Here is a 20,879-nt window from a genome sequence, read left to right as displayed (position 1 = left end):
ATGCCGCACCAGCACCAGCCGTGGTACAGGCCCGGCACACCGCAGCAGCCGGTCGCGGACAACCCGTACGCCCCGCAGGGCGGCACACCGGGACCGCCCGGCCGCCGCAGGCGCTTCGGCCGGGGCCCGGGCCTCGCCCTGGCCGCCGTGCTCCTCCTCCTGGCGGCGGGCGGCGGGCTGTACGCCGTCAACGGCGGTTGGGCGGCAGGCCCTCACCGGCCGGTGGCCGAGCAGGATCCCCGCTCCTCCGCGGAGCCCACCGGCGGCCCCACCCCCGCGGCGAGCACACCCGGAACCCGGCGGATGCCGACGTCGCGGGAGATCAACGCACACCGCGCGCCGGGGGACGCAACGGCGTGGATCGTCAACGACCCCACCGACCTGCCCCGGCGCAGTATCGAGTTCCACGACCTGTGGGTCGTCGGCGACACGGTCGTCCAGGCCGTGCACAGGAAGGTCTCGGCCCACCGGCTCTCGGACGGCGCCGAGGTATGGAGCGTTCCCCTGCCCGCCCCCGTCTGCGAGACACCGGTCGACCCGACCCCCGACGGCAGGGTCGTCCTGGCGTACAAGAGCAGCCAGGCCGTCCACGGCAACCGGTGCAATCAGCTGCAGATGATCGATCTCCGGACCGGAGAGGCTGGCTGGCACAGGGAACTGGCCGAGACCGGTCCCCTGGACGACACGATCGTCGTGAACACCGCCATCAGCGGCGACGTCCTCGCCGTCGTCCAGGGCATGAGAGGCGCCGCCTACCGGGTCGGCGACGGCACCAAGCTCTACGACATCTCCATGGAGAATCCCGGCGGATGCCATCCCGACGATGTGGCGGGTGGTTCCCGGCTCCTGGTGAAGTCCGACTGTGCGATCGACGTCGACCGCGGCAGGAGCTACAGCCAACTCCGTGAGATCGACCCGCGCACCGGCAAGGTGCTCTGGCGACACCGGACGGCGCAGGGCTGGCAGGTCGGCAAGGTGCTCTCCGCCGACCCGCTCGTCATCACCACGTTCCATGCCGAGGAACGCACCGACAACTGGCGGGTGGTCGCCCTGGGCCCGGGTGGCACCCATCGGACCACCGTCGACGCGCGGGCCAAGGGCTTCTTGTACTGCGCCGGGGAAGGGAGTTCGGACGAGAACCTCCAGAACTGCGCCGGTGCCGTCGTCGGCGACGACACCGTCTTCCTGGGGGGTGCCGACCGGGTCGGTGCGTACGACCTGGGCACGGGCAGCCTGGTCTGGGGCGTGAAGTCCGAGGACAGCACGCTCCATCCCCTGCGCGCGGAGGGCGGTGAGTCAGGCGCGCTCGTCTACGAGGCGGCCTCGTCGAGCCGCCCGGGCGGGATCATCCGGCTCGGCAAGGGCGGCACGGACACGAAGCGGCATGTGCTGCGACACCCCGCATCGGCCCGTGCCGCGGAGGCGGGAATGTCCGCCGGCCGCGTGACCTGGACGAACGGCAGGATCGTCATCACGCCGTCCGTCGTCCACGGGGACGACACCAGGTCCCAGGCTCGCATGCTCTCGTTCGGCCCGGAGCGCTGAACGGCTCTCGCCGGGTTCAGGGCAAGGACCGCAGGGGCAGGGCAGTGCCTGCGGCTGAGGCTCGGTTCCCTTCCGCGCCGACCACCCCGGGACCCCGGCTCAGTGCGGAGTCCAGGCGTATTTGCCTCCCCCCACCCATCGCACCTCGTCCAGGTCGTCGATGTCGTGGATGGGGATCCCTGCCTCCGCGGCCACCTGCAGCACGTCGGCCATCGACATCGCCCTGCCGACGAACTCGCCGTCGACCTCCACGATACGAAAGGGCGGGTTGCCGGGCTGGATGCCGAGTACGGTGATCCGCGCCGCGGAGAGGTGAGGTGGGAATCCTTCGGTCATACCGAGACGGTTCCACGTCGGGCCATGGTGGGCACGACAACACGCTCGGAAACCACATCTCGGCGCCTTCGAGGCATCAGCGGGGCCGCCATCGATTGCAGACCGCGCTGGAGGGGGCCGCCCAGGCGGTTCTCGCACCGGTCTGCGCTGCGGCGCCCGCATCGAGTCGTCGAGCTTCCAGGACGCGCAAGGTCCACCGGCACCCCTGCCCGGAACCGAGCGGCGGCATGCCCACCCGATGCTCTCGAAGCGCAGGGCGGAGTAGGGCCGCGCGGATGTCAGTAGAGTGATCCGTGGAAGCGAGGGAGGAGCAGTGAGAGCGCCGCGCACGCTGACAACCCTGGACGAGGTGGACATCGGCGACCACGTCTGCCAGGTGATGGACAGCACCGATGACGTCATCGACCGCAGCCGGGCCTTCCTCGCGGACGGAGCGCTGCACGGTGACAAGGTCGTGATCGTCGGGTCCGCCCTCCGGACAGTGAGCGAGTTCGCTCAGCTCGTTCTGGATCCTGCCCGCCTGGACGGGTCCCTTCTCGCCGCGGTGCGTCGCGAGGCCGCCAGCGCCGGCCGTGAGGGCTTCCGCTCGCTCCGGGTGTTGCGCCACGTCCGGCCCGGCTGCCGCGAGGAGCGGACCGGGGAACTGTTGCGCAGCGAGCTCGAACTCGAGGAGTTCGCCGCCGACACCGGAGCCCTGGTGGTCTGTGCCTACAGCGGTGCCGCTGGGGACCAGACCACCCTGCAGCAGATCGGTTGCGTACATCCGCATCATCTGGGCAGCCGTCCGGCGTCCCCCGCGTTTCAGGTGTACAGAGCGGGACAGAACGGATGGAAGGTGGACGGGACCGTCGACAGCGACGGTGCGGCGCTCTTCCGCACCATCCTGTGCACACTCCTCGGGCAGACCGTGACGGTGCGCCTGCTCTGCCATGCTCTGGAGTTCTTCGACGCCGCCGGGATGAGCGCCCTGGCGGATGCCGCCAGGCACCTTCCGGACCGCAAGGTGATCCTGGAAGGAACCAACGAGACCGTGCGCCTCGCCTGGGAACTGTCCGGCTTCGCGGTCCCCGACATTCCGGTGGTGATGGCACCGTGACCGCCTCCCTCGAGCCCGCCTCCGCCACGTCGGGCACCGGATATCGGCACGAGTTGTACCCGTACGCCGGCGGGGACGAGTTCGTCCACGGCACATTGAGCTTCATCCGGGACGCGCTCGAGGGGGGCGAGGCCGTCGTCGTGGCCGTTCCGCAGGACAAGGCGTCCCTGCTGCGCGCAGAGATCCACGAGGACGAGGCGGTGCGCTACGTCGACACGAGCCGGGTGGCCCGTCGTCCGGGACGGCTCATCGATGCCTGGCAGGAGTGGATCAAGAAGCACGTCGCGGAGGGGCGGCCCGTCCGCGGGATCGGCGAAGCGCCCTGGGACCAGGTGCGCAGCCCTGCCGAGGCCGAGCAACTGCGCTACCACGAATGGCTGCTCAACAGGGCCTTCGCCCACGGGCCGGCCTGGTGGCTGCTGTGTCCCTACGACACCGCTCACGACAGTGCCGGCCTGCAGGCCATGGCCCGATGCCACCCCGAGGTCCGCAGGGGCGGCCGGACGATGCCGTGCGAGGACTACGACCCCGAGGCACCGTATGCCTTCGTCCCGCTCACCCACCCCTGTGATCCCTACGACGAATTCACTTACAGCACCGGTGACCTTCCGGCCCTGCGGGAAAAGATCGCTGCGTGCGCCGAGGAGCACGGTGTGACCGGTATGCGCCTGCGCCAGCTGCATCTGGCCGCCACGGAGGTGGCCACCAACAGCATCCGGCACGGCGGCGGGCAAGGGGTGCTGCGCACGTGGAGCGAGGACCACCGCCTCGTGTGCGAATTCCGCGACGCCGGCTACATCCAGAACCCCCTGATCGGGCGGACACGGCCCGACCCCACGCAGATCGGCGGGCGCGGACTGTGGCTGGTCCACCAGCTCACCGATCTGGTCGAGATCCGCTCCACGCCGGACGAGGGAACCACGGTGCGTCTCCACACCGAACTGCCGGAGTGAGCCCACGACCGCCCGCTGCCCGGCCGAACGACCATCGAGGGGTACCTGGGACGAGGCTTCCGGCAACGACGACGTACGGCCGGAGCCTTCCGCGTGACCCCGTACCGGATGCGCACCGCTGCGGAGAGCGTCAGCCCACGTCCCCTTCGGCCACAGTGCGCTGCGGACGGTACCGGGGCGACGACCGGTCCGGGGCGGCGCCTGTCTTCACCGCCGGCACAGCCCGTTCGGGGCGGATCCCGCGGCTGCCGGCCGGCGCCCACGCACCAGTGGTCAGACAACGCCGGACGAACCGGTCGTTCCAGCATGATCGCCCGCTACGGGTGCGGAGAGCGCGGCCTGCACCGTGGGGGAGAGGGGGAGCACGGAGTCGAGCCCGAGGATGCGCCACACCTGCTGGTAGTGGTCGCTGAGTGCGGCGACGCGCAGAATGCCGGCACGGCCGTCGAGGACGCGCCACAGCGCGACGATCATGCTGACCCCCGAGGAGTCGAGATACTCCACGTGGGAAGCGTCCAGCACCAAGGTGGCACAGCCCTGCCCGACCAGGTCCTGGCAGTGCCAACCGACGATCGAGGCGTTGTCGTAGTCGAGCCGCTTCGGGAGCTGAGCGACCGCTGTGTCCTCGTTCTGCATCCGCACGGTGAGCATGGAATACGTACTCCCGATTCGTCCTTGCTGTTCGGCCATGCCGTTCCCCGCTGCGGTTGCACGCCTTCCCCGCAACTCCGTCGTCCACTCCTGGCGCGGCCGTGCTGGGAAGGGCTGGTCGCCTCCAGCCGCGAGAACGAGCTGCGGCACGACCCCGGGGAGAGCAACTGACCGTCCCGGCCTGTCGACGCTGCGCGCGACGAACTCGCCGCTCCACCGGGCTCCGTCAGGCGTCTCAGCGAGGCGGGACCCGGCGACCGCGGGCCGGTCACCAGCCCCACGTACCGGCACCGCCCTTGAAAGGGCCTTCGATCTCGGATGTGATCCACCCGCCGTAGAAGTCGCCCTCCTGCGCGACGACCACCTCGCCGTCGACCGTGCAGTGCACGGCGGAAGGGTAGAAGGCCACGTGGCTCCGGAGCGCTGCGAAGGGGTCGAGGGGCCGTTCGTAGCTCCAGGCGGCCCGCGGGACCACGACGTCACCGACGACGACGTCCCAGTAGGACGCCGTGCCCTTCCACTCGCAGTGGGTACGGCCCGGGCGAGGGTGCAGGAAATCCGTGCGCACGTCGCGTCGGGGCAGGTAGAAGACCGGCGGGTGACTCGTCTCGAGAACCCGCAGGCTTTCGTGTGTCTCCGCCACCGTCTGCGCACCCACCGTGACCGTCACCCGGCGGTCGTCACCCGCCACTGCCGGAGGCCGCGGGTATGTCCAGACGGACTCCTTCGGCCGGGCGCCCGGCCGAGGAGCCCGCCGGGGGCCGCCCTGTGCACCGTCACTGACCATGAAAGTCCTCGTCCCTGTGGCCCGTCCGATGTCCTCTGTTCGTCGTTCCGCTGCACCCCGGCCTGCGGATGCGGGGATGCGGCAGCTTCTGCGACCCGGCTCGATCTCCCCCCTCCAGCCCGCCCTGGAACGCATCGCCGCCCTGGAGCGCCGGGAGGCCGGGCGCAGCCACGGCCTCCCGGCAACCGCGCACTGAGCAGCGCCCCGAAGACGTGGCCCAGCCCCCGTCCTGCCCGGCGGAGGACCGGCCTGTGCGTATGTGTCCGTCGAGTCACACGATCCGGTGACCTGTCGGCTGATCGCGGAACAGGCCGTGCCCGGGTACGGATGATCAGCGGGTGATCACCTTGAACCGCGTTCGCGGGCGCCGTTGCGTGTCTGCTGTCCTTGTCGCTGCTGCCGCCCTTGCGCTCGTCACTGGCTGCGCCGGAGACCCGCCGGCCGGACACGAGGAGCGGTTGGACAAAGCCGCCGGTGTCGCCTCCTTCAAGATCACCTGCACGCAGGACATGTGGGACCGCACCAAGCCAGGGAGGGACCTTCAGGCGGACTCGCACGAGGACGCCAAGCCTCGCCGGCTCGGCGGTGATCAAGGTGAGCGCGCGCTGGTCGAGATCACCCTCACCGGCGCGCAACTGGTCGATTATCTGAAGACGTTGGAGGAGGACGTCAGCGGGGGCTTCTTCGCCGACGCTTCCACCGAGCAGCTCTCGCGGCGGATGTACGACGCGATTGCTCCTGTGGTCGACCGGATCGAGAGGGGCAAGCCGCCCACCGAGGTGCCGGCCGCAGTCGTCGACGACGCTGCCGTCCCGGCCGCACCCGATCCGTCCGCGACCACCAGTCCTTCGTGAAGCGTGGGGCGGCCTGCCACGGGAGGCGGGCGCGCCCACCTCACCGTCACGCGTGATGGGGCGGACCCGAGTGAGGGGGCGCCGTCGGGACGTGTCGTGGCCGACGGGAACGTCGTGTCGCCCCAGCAGACGGGGGATGGCTGCCGGGGCGACACCACCAGCCTAGACAACGCAGCGGGCTCGCACCCGGGCACGCGCCCCCTACCCGACCCCTCATCTCGCGGCGCGAGCGGAGAACAGGGGTCGACGCGTCGACTCGGCTGCTCTGCATGAGGTGTGGCCGACCGCTCGTGCTGCTGGCTCCGGCCTTCGGCGCCATCGCACCGCTGGCGGCGAGGGAAGCCGATGCCACCTGGTTCACGGTCGTTCCTCCCGGCATCCTCGTGATCGGCGCGTCCGTCGTCCAGTCGCTCGGATGGTTCAACAAGAACGGGAGGTCACCGGCCTGGCGCCTTACAGGCCCGCAGCCCGGCTCCTCTGTACGTGCCCATCACGGCCTGCCTGGCGCCGATCCCCCACAGGCAGCATCATCGGCCGGACACGTCCTAGTCGGGGATTCCCGGCATGCCCCAATGGGCGGCTCTGTCGCCGACCTGGGCTTTCGGACAGGTGTGGCGCCACGTGGTGAGCGCCGGGGGACGGCCCAGGCGCCCGAAGAGGAGCGGCCGACCGTGCACCTTCAGGCGGAGTGTCGCCAGGTCGTGGACGTTGTCGTGGATGAGGAGGACGCGCGCTACGTGCCGGGGGTCGTGTTCGGTGATCTGTCCGCCGACGCGACGGAGGCGGAGTCTGGCGGGGCCGCCGGTTTCGCCCGGGACGATGCGCGCCTCGACCAGACGCCGTCGGTCCCACGCCCAGTACGCGCTCTCCCCCAGTAGGTAGAGGGCGCCTGCGCAGAGGACCCATGTGGCGTCCGAGTCCGTCCACAGCAGGAGGCCGAGAAAGCCGAGGGCGCCGGCAGTGACCCCGATGCGCCAGAGCCGCGGAACCATATGCATGCTCTTGTCGTCTGCGTCCCAGAGCAGGTCATCACTCGCAGCCATGCCGCCATCATGGGGTCTGCCCGTCATCGTGGAAAGCCCGGAGTGCGCCTCCAAGGAGCTTTCTTCCGAGGGGACTTAGGGCTGCGCAGGGCTCGTGGGGCCGGCCTCAGGGCTCCAGGACGATCGTGCCGATGGCCGACTCCGGACCGGGACCTTCGGGCCGGTCGACCGTCCACCAGCCGAGAGCGTCCGGGACCTCGCCCACGGCGATCGCAAGGGGCCGCTCCGCCACGGCACCGCAGCCTGCGGCGTCAGGCCCGCTGCCGGAGGGGACCGGGGTGCTTCAGATGGCCCCCGAGCGCTCCACCGGGCCGCTTCGGTCATCAGAGCGAGCGTTGCTCTGCAGGTAACGCAGCCAGGGCGCCAGCTGGAGGATCCCCCACGCGACCTCGACGCTGAGGAACAGCCATACAACCCGCGAGGCACCATGGGCCAGGGCGTACACCATCCAGGTGGAGAACAGGATGCGCGCTGCACCGTCGAACGCTCCGTGCAGGGGCAGCGGCCGGATGACGCGCAGCGCGGCCCAGACGACGACGACCGAACCCATCAGATTCGCGTAGAGGATCTGCCATGTATCGAGTTCGGGCAGGGCGCCCCATCCGAACGCCTCGCCCGACGAGGACAGAGCGTCGTGCACCAGCATGAACGTCCACGGGGTCGCGAACCCCCCGGTGACAGCCAGGTCGTACCAAGCGCTCGCGCGTACGAGCTGGAGATAGGCGGGGCGGGCGAGGGGAGGGGTCATGATGAGGCTCCGGATGGTGGGGGTGCAGGGACACCTCACGCTAAACAGTGGAGTAGGGTCCAAGGTCAAGTCGTCGTCCCGGGGGGCTGGTTGTGCGCATCGGAGAGCTAGCCGCGCAGACGCGGCTGACCAGGGACGCGATTCGGTTCTACGAGGGGCTCGGTCTGATCACGGGCCGACGCCTGGCCAACGGCTACCGCGACTTCCCGCCCGAGACGGTGGCCTGGCTGCACTATGTCCGCACCGCGCAGACACTGGGCTTCTCCCTGACAGAGATCGCGCGGACCGGCGAGGCATTGCGTGGGGTCTCGGACAGTGCGGCAGCCCTGTCCGCACTGCTCGAGGAAAAGATCCGGCTCATCGACGCACGCATGGCTGAACTCGCCACCCTGCGCGCCGAACTTGTCGAGCGCGTCGGCACCGGATGCCCGCTGCGGGCAGTCGCCCCGGATGCGGCAGTGTCCGCAGCTGGCCGCCCCAGGGGTGACCGCAGCACTCAACCGGCAGGCTGAACCGCTCAGTTCCGCGGGCCTTTTCAGGGTTGGCCCGCGATCCGCCGGCTGACCTGGTCGTCACCGAGCCGAGCGGACCGAGGTGACCGAGGTGTACGACTGGCACGAGACGCTCGCCTCCCGCCGACAGGCGCTGCGGGAGCGTCTACCAGCGCAGTCCTCGGCCAGAGGAGGAGTCGGTCACCCGGGCGGACGTCGAAGTCCTGGACCAGGCAGGTGCCGTGGTCGGGGTGGTGGACGCCGGGACCAGGGCGCCGGCCAGGGTGAACCGAGGGCTTCACAGGAGGCCGCGGTGGGCAGGAGTTGACGCTCGATCTCCGCGGCCAGGCTGACCGTGGTGGTGCGATTGCCCCAGGGGTAGGGGTCGGTGAAGCGTCGATCGGCGACGATGACGCAGGCAAGCGCGTGCGCGGCCCCCCACACCTGCTCCAGCTGTCGGTGGCAGCTTCTACTGTTGCCTCATGGGGAACTATTTTCAGACCATCGTCGACCTCGACGCCGCGCATGCCGACGCCCGCACCCTTGCAGGCCGCGGACTCGAATGGCTGGTCAGTGAGGGGATAGTGCGGGCCGAGCTCACCGACTGTGTTCTCGGGGCGCCGTCCGGGTATCCGCCCGGTCCCTCCTGGGCCGAGGCGGTCGGCCAGGAGGACTGGGAGCCCAGCGGCGGACTCAGGATCGAGACCAGCCGCACCGTATTCGACTGCGGTCAGGGCGAACCCAGATTCGCGGTGTGCCCCCATTGTGCCGGGCGGGCGGATTTCTCCACTGACCGGCTGGAGGAGATCGAGGGTGCGTGGGAGCCCTTCGGTGAGGCCATCGACGCCTGGAGCGACACGGGCAGCGCGGCAGTCGCCTGCCCGCATTGTCGGCGTCCCGGTGACCTGACTGCGTGGACCTGGTCGGATGACTGCTTCGCCTTCGGGTATCTCGGTTTCGAGTTCTGGGACTGGCCCGACTTCAGCCCCGGGTTCCTGGAAGGTCTCTCGCGCGCGCTCGGGGGGCATCGCACGGTTCTCATGGCAGGCAAACTCTGAGGAAGCCGGAGTCCGTACGTCCTTTACGTGTGCTCCCCGCGCCCGCGGGGGTGGTCCCTGGCCGAGGCTGGTGTCGGAGTCCGCGCCGAGTTGCCCTCCGCGCCTGTGGGGGTGGTCCCGGCCGCCGACTCGACCAGCCGGCCTTGTGCGCTCACTTGACGACTCGAATCGGTCGGCCTCGTAGAGCACGAGTTCCGGGGGTATGGATGCGGCGAGTGCCGCAGTCGTCCGTGTCGGCTCCGTAGAAAGGGCCGGGCACGTTGAGCCACTTCCGATCCGCCCACTGGCCCAGGAACTGTCCGCGTGCATCGGCGAGTGGAGCCACCGGATCGAAGTAGAGGTGCGCAGCGGAAGGCTAGCCGTCCTCCGATCACGGCGTCGGAGCCGTCCCGCAGGCCGCACTCACCGGGTCGAGCCGCGCTGCTCCGGGACGCCGGTGGCCATGGTGCGGTGTCAGGGCGCGGACGTGGTCCGCAAGGGCGGCCGTGGAGCTGTCCGGACAGCTGAGGCGCGAGCGGCGGCGCGCGGCGCTCGATGGACGGGGCCGTGCCGGAGCTCCCGCCATGGACCGGGACGCGTCCGCACACCATCGGTCTGCCTGAGCGTCCGAGTCCGCCTCATGAGATCTCGGCCCCGGGCGGGCAGCCGCGGGAGTGGGCGCCGTCTCCGTCATGTACCGGACGCGTCGGCCGGGTTGTTGCGCCGGTAGTAGCGGGCGACGCGGGCCCGGTTGCCGCAGCGGGTGGGGGAGCACCAGCGACGGCGGGGGTGTGACGGCAGGAACACCATGACGCAGCCGTCGGCCTCGCACTCTCTGAGCCTGTCGATCGCGGGGGCGCTGAGCATCTCGGCAGCGGCCTCGGCCAGCAGTGCGGCGAGGCGGGTGCCGAGGGGGCCCGTGCGGCGGGAGATGGCAGTGATGGCGGTGCCGTCCCAGCCGAGTTCGCGGACGGATGGCGCCGCACGCTGGGCCTCGGTGAGTCCGCGCAGGGCGGACCCGGGGGGTTCGGTTCGGTCCAGCAAGGCCCGGACGGCGGCTTCGGCGTGTGCTCTGACGGCGTGGACGGGGGCGAGGTCGGCCCGGGTCGGTGCGGTGTCCCGGACCTCTCGCGGGAGCCGGTCCCCCTGAAGGGTCAGCCAGTCGGACAGCTGCCGCGGGGTGGCGAGCAGATCCACGCGCCCGTGGGCGCCCATGGGGCGGGTGTTGACCAGGTCCAGGGCCAGGACCTCACCGGTCAGCGGTGCGCTGTCAGCCATGTCCTAATGCTACATCGCGCACTTGACGCGTTAGTCCGAGTGAGGCTAGGACTAATGCATCTTCACGCCAAGGAGGCATGTGACATGAGGTCCGCGACACCGCCCCGCATCGCTGTTCCGGCCCGGACCGTCCACCGGTTCGTCGAGGTCGATCAGGTGGAGGTCTTCTACCGGGAGTCCCTGCCCGAGCGTCCCGACGCCCCGGTGCTGCTGCTCCTTCACGGCTTTCCCTCCGGCTCGCACCAGTTCCGTCGCCTCATCGACACCCTCGGCCGCCACTACCGCCTGATCGCCCCCGACTACCCGGGCTTCGGACCCACCCGCGCCCCGGAAGGGTTCACCTACTCCTTCGAGCGGCTCGCGGATGTCGTCGAGGGCTTCACCGAACGCCTGGGCCTGACCCGTTTCGCGATGTACCTCTTCGACTTCGGCGCCCCCGTCGGCTTCCGCCTGGCACTCCGCCGCCCGGATCGTGTCGCGGGCCTGATCGTGCAGAACGGCAACGCCTACGCCGCAGGGCTGTCGGAGGCGGCCCGCGAGTTCACCGCCCTCACCCCCGACACCCCCGGCGCCGACCAGGCCGTCCTCGACCTGTTCACCCTGGACGCCACCCGCTCCCAGTACGAGGGCGGCACCGCCGACCCCGAACTGATCGCCCCCGAAGGCTGGCTGCTCGACCAGTACTTTCTCGACCAGCCCGGCCGCAAGCACGCCCAGCGTGCGCTCGCCTACGACTACAAGAGCAACATCGCCGCCTACTCCGACTGGCAGGCGTGGCTGCGCAAGCACAGGCCGCCGACTCTGATCACCTGGGGTAGCCGTGACCCGTTCTTCCCCGAACCCGGCGCGCTCGCCTACCTCTCCGATCTGCCGGACGCCGAACTTCACCTGTTCGACACCGGCCATTTCGCCCTGGAGGACCACTTGCCCGACATCGCCCCGCTGATCGCCGACTTCCTCACCCGCACCTGGGCCTGACCGGCCCGTTCGCACGCGTCGAAGGGGCGCGGCCGAGGCACGCCAGAGGAGCAACGGGATGATCTTCAGGCCCTGATCTGCTCGGATGTGCGCAGGCCGGCGATGTGATCCTTCGTGAGAGCCGTGGTGCGGTCCAGCGGCGCCGGCCGCCGCTCGATGCCCCGTCGTACGACGCAGGGGCCGCAAGCCGAAGCCGGGCCGCCGACACGGCGTCCGCCCGGCCGGGCACGGAACCAGCTACGTGCTCCGGGTCAGCAGACCGGCGTCGATGACCTCGGCGACAAGGGCGGCGCCGCGGCTGTTCTGGTGGATGTGGTCGGTCGTGAGCACGAGACCTCGCCGCCGCGAGATCGTGTCGAGGCTGCGGCGCAGCACCGCATGCTGGAGGAGGACGCCGATGACCGCCGCGGGTGTCGCCTCCCGGTACGCAACGGGCGGCGGGTCCGCTCGGCGCAGTTCCTCGATCTGGCGTTCGTGGAGGGGCAGGTAGGCCACCTCCTCGGCGGCGGCGACCTCGGCGATCATCCGGCTGTAGGCCTGCGATGCCTGTGCCGCTGCTCCGTCGAGTTGTTGGCCGAGTACCGGTAGCGACAGCAGACCGATCGTCGCGTCGGTCTCCGCCCGCAGCCGGGCGACGACGGCTCCCAGGCTCTGCTGGAACCAGCCGGCCGACGGGCGAGCGGGCAGCCGTTTGCGCTTCATGGCCTGCTCGACGGGGTGGCCCGCAAGGCTCGCTCGCGCGTCGTTGGTCCCGATCAGCACGGTGATCACATCGGGTGGATTCGTGACGACGGCATCGAGGCGCTGCAAGAGGTTGTAGGCGAAGTCGCCGTTGGTGCCGAAACGGGCGAGCCGCACGTCACCGGCACAGTGGCGTCGTCCGAGAAGATCCAGGTAGTCGACGCTGAACTGCGCGCGGGTGAGGCTGTCGCCGAGGCACGCGATGCGTCTCGTCACGGTGCTTCCTCGGGGCTGAGCGTGCCGACGCGTTCGGTCGGGCAGGTGTCGGTCCGGGGGCGGTGGTCGGTGCCGAGGCCGGCGGTGACGGTCAGGATGGACGCCGGCCCCGCCATGTCGACCGCGTGCCAAGCCCCGGCCGGATTGACGGTGGCCTCGCCCGGCCCGAGCACCACGTGCTCGGGCACCCCGTCCACGTCGCGGGTGACCGTCACCGACCCGCTGAGGCAGACGACCAGTTCGTCGCCGGCGGGGTGGCGCTCCCAGTGGTCGCCGGGGCCGTCGCCGTCGAAGATCGTGACCATCCGGCCCTCGGCGCCGTCCGCCGCGACAGCGGCGCTGTAGGCCTGGAGCACCTCCGGGTCCCAGGCGAAGCCCTCAACGGGTTTCGCTCGCGAGCCCAGCCCCAGGTGCACGGGGGTCGTCCGCAGGTCGATGGCGTTGTGTTCGTGGTCGACGAGTCTCATGCGGACGATCGTCACAGGCCGGCGACCGGGTGGTCTTGAACGAAAGGGAACGGAATCCGGCACGAAGGGCGGCCGGTCGGCGGCTACCCGGCCGTGACGAGGACTTCGCCGCGACGCCGGGCCCGATGACGAACGCGAAAGCGACGGACCCGCCCCGGCAAGCGCGCGCCTGGTGAAAGAACTCGACGATGACTCCGCCTCCGGCCGGCCCCCGCCACCGATCCGCGAAGGGAGCGGCCTGTCGGTGTCACCGCGCCCGGCCCGGGCCCGCGCCGATGCACGGGCCCTTCCTCCCGGCACGCTTCCCGACCTCGTCAGCGACGGCAGGAGCGCGTCCCTGCAGGGCATGGCCGTCGCAGGCCGCCTGCGGCTCGATGACGCCCGGCAGTGCCGCGAACCGGGCGCGCCGGACGTCGACGCCTGGCGGCCGGCCGGGGGCGTGCGGTGGCTGCCACCGGCAGGTGTGCTCGTGCGGCGGCCGTGACCGGTGGGGGAATGCCGTCTCCCTGGCCGGTCAGAGCTTCGGCGCGGCACCCGGAGGGGCCGGGCGTTTCGGCGCATGATGAGGGCGCGCCGGGGCGTCCGGCTGTCTGTGGTGAGGTTGTCTGTGGTGAGGGCGGGCTGATGCCAGTGGTGGACGGTACGGACGGCGTGCTGGCCGCCATGCTGGCCGCGTCCCACCGTCTTCCCCCGCGTGGCATCCCGGAACTGGTGGGGGAGGCCGGGGAGCGCCTGGGGCTCTCCTCGGCGCGGGTGTACGTGGCCGACCTCCAGCAACGGCACCTGGTCGCGCTGCCCTCTCCTGAGGCGGTGCGGCGTGTCGCCGACGGGGACGGGGGCGAGGCCCCGGTGCAGCTGCCGGTCGACAACTCGCTCGCCGGACACGCCTATCGCACGGAGACGGTCCGCGTGGCGAAGCCGAGCATCGCCGGCGCACCGCTCACCGGTTGGATCCCCGTCGTGGACGGCATCGGCCGCCTGGGGGTGCTGCGTGTCCAGGCCCCGGAACTCGACGCACCGCTCCTCGAACGGTGCCGGGCCCTTGCCGACCTGGTGGCCATGGTGCTGACGACCAAGCAGCCCTACAGCGACGACCTGGCCCGGACCATGCGCACCCGGCCGATGAGCCTGCAGGCCGAACTCCTGTGGGCGTTCCTGCCGCCTCGTACCATCGGCACGGATTCCGTGACCTCCAGTGCAGTCCTGGAGCCGGCCTACGAGGCGGGCGGCGACGCCTACGATCACAGTCTGTCCGGCGGGATGCTGCATCTGACGCTGCTGGACGCCATGGGCCACGATCTCGCCTCCGGGGGTTGCAGCGCCGTGGCGCTGGCCGCCTGCCGTTCCACCCGTCGCGCCGGCGGCGGGCTCGGCGACATCGCGGGGGAGATCGACCGCACGCTGGAGCAGTGGATCCCCGACCGGTTGCTGACGTGCGTCATCGCCGACCTGGACACGGTCACCGGCCGCTTGGACTGGGTCAACTGCGGTCATCCGCCGCCGCTGCTGATCCGTGACCGGCACATCGTGACCGGAGCGCTGGACGGCGTCCCCCACCTGCCGCTCGGGCTGACCGGCTATGACGTGGCACCTCCCCCCGTCCATACGGCCCATCTGGAGCCGGGCGACCGGGTCCTGCTGACAACCGACGGTGTCACCGAAGCGCGCTCGGCCTCGGGGGAGCTGTTCGGGGAACAGCGGCTGGCGGACATCGTGGTGCGCGCGATGGTGGACGGTTTCGCCGCCCCCGAAGCCCTGCGCCGCCTGGTCGAGGAAATCGTCGTGCACCAGGACCAACGGCTCCACGACGACGCGACCATCGTGCTCGTCGAATGGCATCCCCGGCCCTGACGGGACCGTCCGCCGTCCCCGCGTCCGGCAAGCCGGCCGGTCACGGCCGGCGCGGCCTGCTGATGCGCACATCGGTCAGCCTTGGGCGCCCCCGGGTCGCTTGCCGAGGCGGTAGCCGGGCCCGTTCCTGAACGTCTGGCGGCTGGGGTTGCTGAGCCGGCCCGAGAGGGAATCGGCGACGACGTGTGGAACCCCCGTCCAGCGGCGAGTGGCTCACGGCAGCATGGGACGCGCCTTTGGCCGGCGCTGCGGACGCGGTGCCCGGCGGGCTGCGGCCTGCGGGCGCCACGTCGCCACCAGTGCGACGGCCAGGAGCAGTTCGGCGATGTCGCCGCCGTAGTACATGATCTCGGCGCCGCCCCGAACCTGGTCGACGGGGGCGTGGATGTCGATGCCGAAGCCGCCGTACATGAGCTGCGAGATCACCGCGTGCGCGGCGATCGCCACCCCCAGCACCACCAGCCGCACCGGAACCCCGGGCCGGGCGGGGGCGGGGTCGGGTCCGGCCATGACGTAGGCGAACAGGCATCCGGCGAGCAGGAAGTGGGCGTGCAGCAGCCAGTGCATCCCCGTGCCGGCCGACATCGCGTTGTACAGCGGCGTGAAGTACAGCAGCCCCAGCGTGCCGACACTGAGCACGAGCGCGGTCACCGGGTTGGCCAGCACGTGCACTGGCCTGCTCCGCACCAGGCCGACAAGGCGCCGCCCCTGTGCGGCGGGAAGGCTCCGCAGCAGCAGTGTGACGGGCGCTCCCAGCACCAGCCCCAGCGGCGCGTACATGCCGATCAGCACGTGCTGGAACATGTGGCCCCGGAAGTCGCTGTGCGCCCACGGCGCGATCGGAGGCAGCAGCCCCACCGCCAGCAGCACGCACCCGGCCAGGAACCATCCGGTGCGCCACCGGCTCCACCCGGCCTGCGGATGACGCCTCCGCGCGCGGCCCGCCAGCACCAGGTAGCCGCCGGCCAACAGCACGACGAGCACGGCCGGCAGCAGAACATCCAGCGGCAGGCCGGCCGTCTCCTGGTCGTGATGGGGGGAGTGGCCCGTCATGCGTGCCGCACCTTTGACGGCCCGCCATCCTCCGGGGCATGGGGCACCGCCCGGCGCTGCATCAGCCAGCCCACCGCGACCAGGACGGCGCCCAGCAGAAGGAACCCCAGGTCCCACCAGATCTGCTGGTCCCCGGCGTAGACGTGGTGGATTCCCAGGATGTGGTGGTCGAGGACGCCCTCGACGAGGTTGAACAGGCCCCAGCCGACCAGGATCCAGCCCCACAACGCCCCAGACGTCCACAGCCGGCGCCGGTGGTGCGTCACTCGCGCGTACAAGGTCGCCAGACCGGCGAGTACCGCCACCCAGCAGACCGTGTGGAAGATCCCGTCCCACACCGTGTTCATCTCCAGCCCGGACACGGTGTTCGCGGGGTAGTACTCCACCCCGATCCGGTCGTCATTGGTGCTGGTGAGCATGTGATGCCACTGCAGCAACTGATGAAGCAGAATCCCGTCCACGAAGCCACCCAGCCCCACGCCGAGGATGATCCCGGGCAGTTGCAGACTCCGGGGCTCCTGACCCGACATCGCGCTCCGACGCTCCGCGCTCGCACTGCTCGACATCCCGCTGCCCTCCGCTGGCCCGGCGATTGGATACCCGGGTGGGTACCCGACTGCCGGCACTTTCACCACATCAGGTGCGCCTCACCCACGCACGTCGGCTGGATCGAACGGTGGCACGGGCACCGCATTCCAGGACTTCATCCGGGCGAGGGCACGTGCGACCCGGGCGCGGACCCTTGGGTGGTGACCCGCGGGTGGGCGGGGCCGAGGTAGTGGACGGTGCTCCGGGTGGAATGCCCGGTGAGCAGGTCCTGCAGTTCGCCGGCGGCGGTCCTCAGGAGGTGGCCGTCGCGAGTGGCGTGCAGGGTCTCGAGGACGAAGGCGACGTGGGTGGAGTCCTCGGTGACCCGGGTGCGGTGGGCGTCGCGGTGGTTCCAGTGGCGGGTGAGGACGTCCGTGGTGTCGGCGTAGATGATCTCCCCCGCCCTGGGGTTCTCGGTCGTGCCGGGTTCGCCGAGTGGCGTGAAGGTTTCGCTGCTGTCCGCGTAGCGGATCTCGACATCACCGGTGACGCGGTCGAGGTCGAAGGCGCCGGCCGGCAGTCCGTGGCGGACGGAGACGGCGTTGTAGGAGTCGACGGCCGGGTTGATCCGGGGCAGCGACCCCTTCTTCGCCAGACGGCGTCCGAGAGCATCGACGCTCGGGCGGATGCGGCGGGGGTTGGTGCCGAAGGAGCGGTAGGCGGTGTGCCAGGCCTCGATACGCGGGTCGCTCTCGTCGGCGGGGGCCCAGGTGCCGGCGGCGACCTGCTGCTCCAGGTCCTGGAGGGCCGCGGTGGTAGCGGGCCAGGCTTCGCGGCCGCGCAGGCCGGTGGTGATGACGACGGCGACGAGCGTGTCGGGGAAGGCGTCGGCGACGGCGGGGCTGAGGCGGAAGGTGGTCATCGGGAAGAGAATCCGTTCCGGGAGAAGAGTGCTGGGTGGCAGGGCGGCAGGGTCACGGCTTCCAGGTGCCGATGCGGTCCAGGCGGCGTGTCTGCTGGGCGGCGGCGGGCGTGTCGGCAGCCCAGGGCTGTATGACCATGGCGAAGTCCTCCGTACGGGGTGCGGTTCAGGTGAGGGCGAGGAGGCTGACGGCGACGGCGGCGGTGCCCAGGCCGATCAGCTGGCCGGGGTGGATGCGCTCGGCCAGGACGCCGCGGGCGAGCAGCACGGTGCCGGCCGGATACAGGGCGGTGATCACGGCGACGACGGCCAGGTCGCCGCTGCGGGCGGCCAGCAGGAACAGCAGGTTGGCCGCCGAGTCCAGGACACCGGCCGTCGCCGAGATCGCATACGCGGGCCTCTCCGGGCCCAGCCGCCGGAACATCACACCGGCGGCGGCCAGCGTGACGGCCGAGGACACGGCGCGGCCGACAACCAGCGGACCCACGCCGCTGTCGGCGGGCGCCTGGTGCAGGAAGACCAGCTGCAGGGCAATGGCGGCCCCGGCGCCGAGGGCCATCAGCAGCGCGGTACGCGAGGGACGCGCACCGCCGGCGCCGTGCCCGGCGCTGACCAGCACCACCGCCGCCAGCGCCAGCGGCAGGCCGATCAGCCCGGCCGGGCCCAGGCGCTCGCCCTGCGCCAGCCCCACGCCGACCGGCAGCATCGCCGAGACCAGCGCGGTCACCGGTGACAGCACGTTCATCGGGCCGATCGCCAGTGTGCGGTAGAGCAGCGCGAACGCGGCGGCCGACGCGACACCGGAGGCCGCGCCCCAGGCGAGGGTGGCGGGGGCGAAGGAGGCGCCGAGGAAGGGCCACAGCAGCAGTTCGACGGTGAGCGAGGCCGGTGCGGCGATCATCACGGTGCGCAGCACGTGGGCCTTGCGGGCGCCGAGACCGCCGAGGAAGTCGGCACATCCGTAGGCCAGGGAACTGCCCAGGGCCAGCAGCAGAGCGATCACAGGTGGGACATCCCTTACTATCAATGGAACGACTGCACCGTACAACGCACCGACCGACAGTCGTCAACCGAACGACCGAGCGGTGCAGTGCACCGACCCCTGAGCGGAAGGGTGGCAGCGATGGCCGAGACCGAGGCGGCGCTGCGGACGCTCGCGCACAACGTTCGCGCGGCCCGTACCCGCGCCGGACTGTCCCTGGACGAACTCGGCCGACGCGCGAAGGTCAGCAAAGGTGCCCTGGTGGCCCTGGAGAAGGCGCAGGGCAACCCGAACTTCGCCACCCTGGTCCGCCTCGCCGACACCCTCGGCATCTCTGTCTCCGCGCTGATGGAGGGGACCCCCGAACAACGCGTCCGGGTGGTGGGCGCCGATGCCGTCACGCCCCTGTGGAAGGGGGAGCGGGGCAGCGAGGCCCGGCTGATGCTGACCACCAGCGGCCCCGCGCCCACCGAGGTCTGGCGATGGACGCTGCAACCCGGCGAGGAGTACCCCAGCCACCCCCACCAGGCCGGCGTGACCGAGACCGTCAGCGTCACCACGGGCGAGATGGTGCTCGTCGTGGACGGCACCGAGCATCCCGTCGCCGCCGGACAGACCGCCGCCTTCGACGCCGCCCACGCGCACACCTACCGCGGCTCAGGCACCGAGACGTGCCACCTGATCATGACCGTCCACCTGCCCCCAGGCCCCGCGTAGCCCTTCAACGGCTCCCATGCGATCCGGGCTCCGCAGTCGTCGCGGTTCCCGGCGAGCGGCCGACCGACCACGACGAGCAGGCGTCCGCCGGCGCACTGACGACCCGGTGGTCGGTGGAGTGCCGGCAGTTCTTCGACGGCTCGGCGATGGCCTGGGCCCGCGTGGGGACCCAGGTGCCGTCCATGACCAGCACGGTGACCTCGGCGAACCGCTTGCGGGGCTGCAAGGCGACCATTCGCCCGACCTGGTCGATGACCGGTCCGCCGCCGACTTGGAAACCCCGGACAACGGGGCGAGCCGGCACATGGTCAGGTTCGTGGGCCAGTGCGCCGCGACCAGCGGAACACGATGGTCCTCCGGTGAAAGACTCCACGGCCGGCGAACGGACTTGAGTCTCCCGCAGGGGGAGACGCGAAGGTGGGGGCATGGACGGCGACACGCTCTACCCGATCGGCGAACTCGCGCGACGGACCGGTCTCACGGTCAAGACCATTCGGTTCTACTCCGATCGCGGAATCGTGGCGCCGACGGACCGCAGCCCGGCCGGCTACCGCCTCTACGACATCGACGCCGTCGCACGCCTGGACCTCGTGCGGACCCTGCGCGAGCTGGGACTGGACCTCGCCACGATCCGCAAGGTCGTGGACCGCGAGCTCTCGCTTCCCGAGGTCGCCGCGGCGCATGCCGAAGCACTGGCAGTGCAGATCGGCGTCCTGCGCCTGCGGCGCGCGGTGCTGACGGCGGTGGCCGAGCGCGGGTCCACACCTGAGGAGACAGAACTCATGCACCGACTGGCCCAGCTCTCCGGGGACGAACGCCGACGTCTGATCGGCGATTTCCTCGACGCCGTCTTCGGCGGTCTCGACGCCGCCCCCGCATTCGCGGGAGTCATGCGCTCGATGACCCCTGAGCTGCCCGACGACCCGGAGGCGGAGCAGGTCCAGGCATGGGTGGAGCTGGCCGACATGTCGCTGGACCCGGATTTCCGCACCATGGTGCGGCGGATGGTCGAGGACCAGGCAGCCGAGCAGACCCGAACCGGCACGACGGGCCCGCGCCGCGACATCGCCGCGGTCGTCCGTGACCAGGCCGGCCCGGCCCTGACCGCCGGCATCGACCCTGCCTCGCCCCGGGCCGATCCGATCGTCGCAGCGTTCACGGCGCACTACGCGCACCTCCTCGGCCGCCCCGACGGCGTCGAGCTTCGCCGCCGGCTGGCGACTCGACTGGAGAGCGTGAACGACCCCCGCAGGGAGCGGTACCTCCAGCTGCTCGCAGTGGTCAACGGCTGGCCGGCCCCGGAGAGTCTGGCTCCAGTGCTCGACTGGTCCGTCCGGGCTCTGCACGTCCGGACTCAGCAATGACGGGGCGGTCGCACGGCGGCATGGGTCGGACGGCGTCGGGTGAGAACGGCGGCACATACGAGCCGTTGACGACTGCCCCGGTCGTACTCCAGGCGGCCCCGTCGCCGGAGGGGGTACATCGCAGGCGGGGGCCTCCCGTGCTGAAGGGCCTTTCGTGCTGAGGGGCCTCGACGACACCGCATGCCGCTGCGGCAGGTGCAACTGCACCCCGCTCGGGACTGACGAGCTGCCGGGCAGTCCC

Annotated in this window: 23 protein-coding genes and 2 pseudogenes; 10 read left to right on the top strand and 15 right to left on the bottom strand. The window is 71.1% G+C overall.

The window, feature by feature from the left end:
* On the top strand, window positions 1-1,545 hold the full coding sequence (locus EAO77_RS32075) for a PQQ-binding-like beta-propeller repeat protein (RefSeq protein ID WP_147991844.1): 1,545 nt from the start codon (window positions 1-3) through the stop codon (window positions 1,543-1,545).
* A gap of 99 nt (window positions 1,546-1,644) precedes the next feature.
* Here the strand turns inward: EAO77_RS32075 and EAO77_RS32070 are convergent, their stop codons facing one another.
* A complete protein-coding gene (locus EAO77_RS32070; protein WP_147991843.1) occupies window positions 1,645-1,881 on the bottom strand; it encodes a hypothetical protein in 237 nt (78 codons plus the stop codon).
* Between the two features lie 313 nt (window positions 1,882-2,194).
* Here EAO77_RS32070 and EAO77_RS32065 point away from each other — a divergent pair, with 313 nt between their 5' ends.
* On the top strand, window positions 2,195-2,977 hold the full coding sequence (locus tag EAO77_RS32065; RefSeq protein WP_147991842.1) for an MEDS domain-containing protein: 783 nt from the start codon (window positions 2,195-2,197) through the stop codon (window positions 2,975-2,977).
* A complete protein-coding gene (locus EAO77_RS32060; protein ID WP_147991841.1) occupies window positions 2,974-3,930 on the top strand; it encodes a sensor histidine kinase in 957 nt (318 codons plus the stop codon). The genes EAO77_RS32065 and EAO77_RS32060 overlap by 4 nt, the downstream gene beginning before the upstream one ends.
* A gap of 273 nt (window positions 3,931-4,203) precedes the next feature.
* Here EAO77_RS32060 and EAO77_RS32055 read toward each other — a convergent pair whose 3' ends face one another.
* Together EAO77_RS32055 and EAO77_RS32050 are read right to left on the bottom strand one after the other, a co-directional pair.
* Window positions 4,204-4,566 (bottom strand): STAS domain-containing protein, encoded by a 363-nt coding sequence (locus tag EAO77_RS32055; RefSeq protein ID WP_261994238.1) that lies wholly within the window; start codon window positions 4,564-4,566, stop codon window positions 4,204-4,206.
* A gap of 283 nt (window positions 4,567-4,849) precedes the next feature.
* The gene (locus tag EAO77_RS32050; protein WP_147991840.1) at window positions 4,850-5,368 is read right to left on the bottom strand and encodes a DUF427 domain-containing protein; all 519 of its coding nucleotides are present in this window, start codon (window positions 5,366-5,368) and stop codon (window positions 4,850-4,852) included.
* A gap of 338 nt (window positions 5,369-5,706) precedes the next feature.
* Here EAO77_RS32050 and EAO77_RS32045 point away from each other — a divergent pair, with 338 nt between their 5' ends.
* Window positions 5,707-6,222 carry a hypothetical protein gene (locus EAO77_RS32045; protein ID WP_147991839.1) on the top strand — a complete coding sequence of 172 codons (516 nt, stop codon included), beginning with the start codon at window positions 5,707-5,709 and terminating at the stop codon, window positions 6,220-6,222.
* Between the two features lie 545 nt (window positions 6,223-6,767).
* Here the strand turns inward: EAO77_RS32045 and EAO77_RS39015 are convergent.
* From EAO77_RS39015 to EAO77_RS32035, 3 genes are all read right to left on the bottom strand, one after another.
* Window positions 6,768-7,265, bottom strand: a complete 498-nt coding sequence (locus EAO77_RS39015; protein ID WP_187283509.1) for a hypothetical protein — start codon at window positions 7,263-7,265, stop codon at window positions 6,768-6,770.
* Between the two features lie 106 nt (window positions 7,266-7,371).
* Window positions 7,372-7,497, bottom strand: coding sequence for a hypothetical protein (locus tag EAO77_RS40625; RefSeq protein WP_261994232.1), 126 nt, complete (start codon window positions 7,495-7,497; stop codon window positions 7,372-7,374).
* A gap of 51 nt (window positions 7,498-7,548) precedes the next feature.
* Window positions 7,549-8,013: a hypothetical protein gene (locus EAO77_RS32035; RefSeq protein WP_147991837.1), complete on the bottom strand. Its 465-nt coding sequence runs from the start codon at window positions 8,011-8,013 to the stop codon at window positions 7,549-7,551.
* 92 nt (window positions 8,014-8,105) lie between these two features.
* Here EAO77_RS32035 and EAO77_RS32030 point away from each other — a divergent pair, with 92 nt between their 5' ends.
* A complete protein-coding gene (locus EAO77_RS32030) occupies window positions 8,106-8,525 on the top strand; it encodes a MerR family transcriptional regulator (RefSeq protein WP_147991836.1) in 420 nt (139 codons plus the stop codon).
* A gap of 235 nt (window positions 8,526-8,760) precedes the next feature.
* Here EAO77_RS32030 and EAO77_RS40620 read toward each other — a convergent pair.
* Window positions 8,761-8,957 (bottom strand): annotated as a pseudogene (locus EAO77_RS40620) (serine/threonine-protein phosphatase); the annotation flags it as partial.
* Between the two features lie 29 nt (window positions 8,958-8,986).
* On the opposite strand from EAO77_RS40620, the gene EAO77_RS32020 reads away from it, so the two are divergent.
* Entirely contained in the window at window positions 8,987-9,562 is a 576-nt protein-coding gene (locus EAO77_RS32020; RefSeq protein ID WP_147991835.1) for a hypothetical protein, read from the top strand.
* A gap of 669 nt (window positions 9,563-10,231) precedes the next feature.
* On the opposite strand, the gene EAO77_RS32010 is transcribed toward EAO77_RS32020, so the two are convergent.
* Window positions 10,232-10,819 (bottom strand): CGNR zinc finger domain-containing protein, encoded by a 588-nt coding sequence (locus tag EAO77_RS32010; protein ID WP_147991834.1) that lies wholly within the window; start codon window positions 10,817-10,819, stop codon window positions 10,232-10,234.
* Window positions 10,820-10,903: 84 nt separating this feature from the next.
* Between EAO77_RS32010 and EAO77_RS32005 the strand changes: the two genes are divergently transcribed.
* A complete protein-coding gene (locus EAO77_RS32005) occupies window positions 10,904-11,797 on the top strand; it encodes an alpha/beta fold hydrolase (protein ID WP_222723723.1) in 894 nt (297 codons plus the stop codon).
* 237 nt (window positions 11,798-12,034) lie between these two features.
* On the opposite strand, the gene EAO77_RS32000 is transcribed toward EAO77_RS32005, so the two are convergent.
* Both EAO77_RS32000 and EAO77_RS31995 read right to left on the bottom strand, forming a co-directional pair.
* Complete coding sequence (locus tag EAO77_RS32000; RefSeq protein ID WP_147991832.1) at window positions 12,035-12,754, bottom strand: SGNH/GDSL hydrolase family protein; 720 nt, start codon at window positions 12,752-12,754, stop codon at window positions 12,035-12,037.
* Window positions 12,751-13,221, bottom strand: a complete 471-nt coding sequence (locus EAO77_RS31995; protein WP_147991831.1) for a cupin domain-containing protein — start codon at window positions 13,219-13,221, stop codon at window positions 12,751-12,753. Before EAO77_RS31995 ends, EAO77_RS32000 begins: the two co-directional genes overlap by 4 nt.
* A gap of 624 nt (window positions 13,222-13,845) precedes the next feature.
* On the opposite strand from EAO77_RS31995, the gene EAO77_RS31990 reads away from it, so the two are divergent.
* Window positions 13,846-15,072, top strand: coding sequence for a PP2C family protein-serine/threonine phosphatase (locus EAO77_RS31990; RefSeq protein WP_147991830.1), 1,227 nt, complete (start codon window positions 13,846-13,848; stop codon window positions 15,070-15,072).
* A 213-nt stretch (window positions 15,073-15,285) separates the two neighbouring features.
* Here EAO77_RS31990 and EAO77_RS31985 read toward each other — a convergent pair whose 3' ends face one another.
* The 4 genes from EAO77_RS31985 to EAO77_RS31970 form a co-directional block, all read right to left on the bottom strand.
* A complete protein-coding gene (locus EAO77_RS31985; protein ID WP_147991829.1) occupies window positions 15,286-16,125 on the bottom strand; it encodes a cytochrome c oxidase assembly protein in 840 nt (279 codons plus the stop codon).
* Window positions 16,122-16,655 (bottom strand): DUF2243 domain-containing protein, encoded by a 534-nt coding sequence (locus tag EAO77_RS31980; protein ID WP_147991828.1) that lies wholly within the window; start codon window positions 16,653-16,655, stop codon window positions 16,122-16,124. The genes EAO77_RS31985 and EAO77_RS31980 overlap by 4 nt, the downstream gene beginning before the upstream one ends.
* Window positions 16,656-16,828: 173 nt before the next feature.
* Entirely contained in the window at window positions 16,829-17,575 is a 747-nt protein-coding gene (locus EAO77_RS31975; RefSeq protein ID WP_147991827.1) for a B3/4 domain-containing protein, read from the bottom strand.
* Window positions 17,576-17,741: 166 nt separating this feature from the next.
* On the bottom strand, window positions 17,742-18,578 hold the full coding sequence (locus tag EAO77_RS31970) for an EamA family transporter (protein ID WP_147991826.1): 837 nt from the start codon (window positions 18,576-18,578) through the stop codon (window positions 17,742-17,744).
* 120 nt (window positions 18,579-18,698) lie between these two features.
* Here EAO77_RS31970 and EAO77_RS31965 point away from each other — a divergent pair, with 120 nt between their 5' ends.
* The gene (locus EAO77_RS31965) at window positions 18,699-19,274 is read left to right on the top strand and encodes a helix-turn-helix domain-containing protein (RefSeq protein ID WP_147991825.1); all 576 of its coding nucleotides are present in this window, start codon (window positions 18,699-18,701) and stop codon (window positions 19,272-19,274) included.
* Here EAO77_RS31965 and EAO77_RS31960 read toward each other — a convergent pair.
* A pseudogene (locus EAO77_RS31960) lies at window positions 19,244-19,652 on the bottom strand (IS5/IS1182 family transposase); the annotation flags it as partial. The gene EAO77_RS31965 and the pseudogene EAO77_RS31960 overlap by 31 nt on opposite strands.
* Window positions 19,653-19,699: 47 nt before the next feature.
* Here EAO77_RS31960 and EAO77_RS31955 point away from each other — a divergent pair.
* The gene (locus EAO77_RS31955; protein WP_147991824.1) at window positions 19,700-20,638 is read left to right on the top strand and encodes a MerR family transcriptional regulator; all 939 of its coding nucleotides are present in this window, start codon (window positions 19,700-19,702) and stop codon (window positions 20,636-20,638) included.
* The last annotated feature ends 241 nt before the right edge of the window (window positions 20,639-20,879 follow it).

The organism is Streptomyces sp. T39 (genome assembly GCF_008042045.1).
Taxonomy (GTDB): Bacteria; Actinomycetota; Actinomycetes; order Streptomycetales; family Streptomycetaceae; genus Streptomyces.
The sequence above is the reverse complement of the archived record's forward strand: the minus strand, read 5'-3'. Positions and strand labels throughout refer to the sequence as shown.

Coding starts and splice junctions, on each gene's coding strand:
- EAO77_RS32075 (WP_147991844.1), top strand. CDS start 1: ATGCCGCACCAGCACCAGCCGTGGTACAGGCCCGGCACACCGCAGCAG.
- EAO77_RS32070 (WP_147991843.1), bottom strand. CDS start 1,881: ATGACCGAAGGATTCCCACCTCACCTCTCCGCGGCGCGGATCACCGTA.
- EAO77_RS32055 (WP_261994238.1), bottom strand. CDS start 4,566: ATGCAGAACGAGGACACAGCGGTCGCTCAGCTCCCGAAGCGGCTCGAC.
- EAO77_RS32050 (WP_147991840.1), bottom strand. CDS start 5,368: ATGGTCAGTGACGGTGCACAGGGCGGCCCCCGGCGGGCTCCTCGGCCG.
- EAO77_RS39015 (WP_187283509.1), bottom strand. CDS start 7,265: ATGGCTGCGAGTGATGACCTGCTCTGGGACGCAGACGACAAGAGCATG.
- EAO77_RS32035 (WP_147991837.1), bottom strand. CDS start 8,013: ATGACCCCTCCCCTCGCCCGCCCCGCCTATCTCCAGCTCGTACGCGCG.
- EAO77_RS32020 (WP_147991835.1), top strand. CDS start 8,987: ATGGGGAACTATTTTCAGACCATCGTCGACCTCGACGCCGCGCATGCC.
- EAO77_RS32010 (WP_147991834.1), bottom strand. CDS start 10,819: ATGGCTGACAGCGCACCGCTGACCGGTGAGGTCCTGGCCCTGGACCTG.
- EAO77_RS32005 (WP_222723723.1), top strand. CDS start 10,904: ATGAGGTCCGCGACACCGCCCCGCATCGCTGTTCCGGCCCGGACCGTC.
- EAO77_RS31995 (WP_147991831.1), bottom strand. CDS start 13,221: ATGAGACTCGTCGACCACGAACACAACGCCATCGACCTGCGGACGACC.
- EAO77_RS31990 (WP_147991830.1), top strand. CDS start 13,846: ATGCCAGTGGTGGACGGTACGGACGGCGTGCTGGCCGCCATGCTGGCC.
- EAO77_RS31985 (WP_147991829.1), bottom strand. CDS start 16,125: ATGACGGGCCACTCCCCCCATCACGACCAGGAGACGGCCGGCCTGCCG.
- EAO77_RS31980 (WP_147991828.1), bottom strand. CDS start 16,655: ATGTCGGGTCAGGAGCCCCGGAGTCTGCAACTGCCCGGGATCATCCTC.
- EAO77_RS31975 (WP_147991827.1), bottom strand. CDS start 17,575: ATGACCACCTTCCGCCTCAGCCCCGCCGTCGCCGACGCCTTCCCCGAC.
- EAO77_RS31965 (WP_147991825.1), top strand. CDS start 18,699: ATGGCCGAGACCGAGGCGGCGCTGCGGACGCTCGCGCACAACGTTCGC.
- EAO77_RS31955 (WP_147991824.1), top strand. CDS start 19,700: ATGGACGGCGACACGCTCTACCCGATCGGCGAACTCGCGCGACGGACC.